The organism is Mesorhizobium sp. GbtcB19 (genome assembly GCF_019091085.1).
Lineage (GTDB): Bacteria > Pseudomonadota > Alphaproteobacteria > Rhizobiales > Rhizobiaceae > Mesorhizobium.
Genome location: NZ_JAGXJY010000051.1, coordinates 307 through 1,762 on the forward strand (window position 1 = coordinate 307; position 1,456 = coordinate 1,762).

The 1,456-nt window shown below is 65.7% G+C and carries 1 protein-coding gene; it reads right to left on the minus strand.

Going from position 1 to position 1,456, the window contains the following annotated elements; translation table 11 throughout:
- The coding region (locus KVT37_RS31470; protein WP_217578909.1) for an amino acid adenylation domain-containing protein at nucleotides 1-1,456 on the minus strand (1,456 nt) is incomplete at both ends.

Here is a 1,456-nt window from a genome sequence, read left to right on the forward strand (position 1 = left end):
AGCAGCGAGTGACCGCCGAGCTCGACGAAACTGTCCTGCCGCCCGACCTGCTCGACGCCGAGCTGCTCCTGCCAGATGCCGGCCAGGATCGTCTCGACCTCACCCTGCGGCGGCTCGTAGAGGCCACGCGCGAAGGCCGCCTCGTCCGGCGCGGGCAGCGCCCTGCGGTCGAGCTTGCCATTCGGTGTCAGCGGCAAGGCTTCCATCGCCACATAGGCCGCGGGTACCATATATTCCGGCAAGGTCGCGCTCAGATGCGCCCGCAGCACCGCCGCCAGTTCGCCGGCGTCACCCGCCTCGCTCCTGGCCTCATCTCTTGCCACCACATAGGCGACCAGGCGCTTGTCGCCGGGTGTGTCCTCGCGCGCGATCACCACCGCCTCGCGCACTGCCGCATGCTCAACCAGCCGCGCCTCGATCTCGCCAAGCTCGATGCGGAAGCCACGGATCTTGACCTGATGGTCGTTGCGGCCGAGGAACTCGATGTTGCCGTCCGGCAAATAACGCACCAGGTCGCCGGTGCGGTACATGCGTGCTTGCGGGTCGTCGCTGAAGCGATCCGCCATGAAGCGCTCCCCCGTCAGCTCGGGGCGGTTCAGGTAGCCGCGCCCAACGCCCACACCGCCGATATAGAGCTCGCCCGCAACGCCAAGCGGAACAGGCTCGCTATAAGCGTCAAGCACATACAGCCGCGTGTTCGGGATCGGACGGCCGATCGGAACGGACCGGGCCAGATACGGCTCAAGATCCGGAGAGAGCCGATGCCACGCCGCGACATCCGAGCATTCGGTCGGGCCGTAGCTGTTGACGAATTCCACGGAGAGGTCGCGCAGCTTCTGGAGCTTCGCCGGCTGGATCGGCTCGCCGCCCAGGACGACACGACGCAGGCTGCGAAGCCTGCCCGTGTCACCGGCATCGATCAGCGCGTGGAATGCGCTGGGCGACAGATTGATGTGCGTGATGTTCTGTTGCGCGATAAGCTCGACCAGAACCTCGGGAACGAACTCGGCCTGCGCCAGATGCAAGGCGCCGCCGACCATCAGCGGTCCAAAAATATTCTTCTGCGTCAGATCGAAATTATACGAGGAGAGCAGAAGCACCCTGTCGCTCGGCGAAAGCCCGAGATCGTCGAGGTACCAGCGCATCAGATTGCAAAGGCCGCGATGCTCGACCATGACGCCCTTGGGCGTGCCGGTGGAGCCCGAGGTGTAGATCACATAGGCGAGATTGCGCGGTGTCAGGCCAAGCGCGCGCGGATCGCGATCGCTCGCGGGATATTCTGTCGACTGCGGCTCATCCAGCCCAATCACCTGGCGTCCCGAAAGCGCATCGCCCAGTGCGGCGCGGCCTGCCTTGTCGACAAGCACCAGACGCGGATCGGCATCGCTGACCACCACGCCAAGCCGCTCGCGCGGATAGGAGGGATCGGGCGGCACATAGGCGCCGCCAGCCTTCA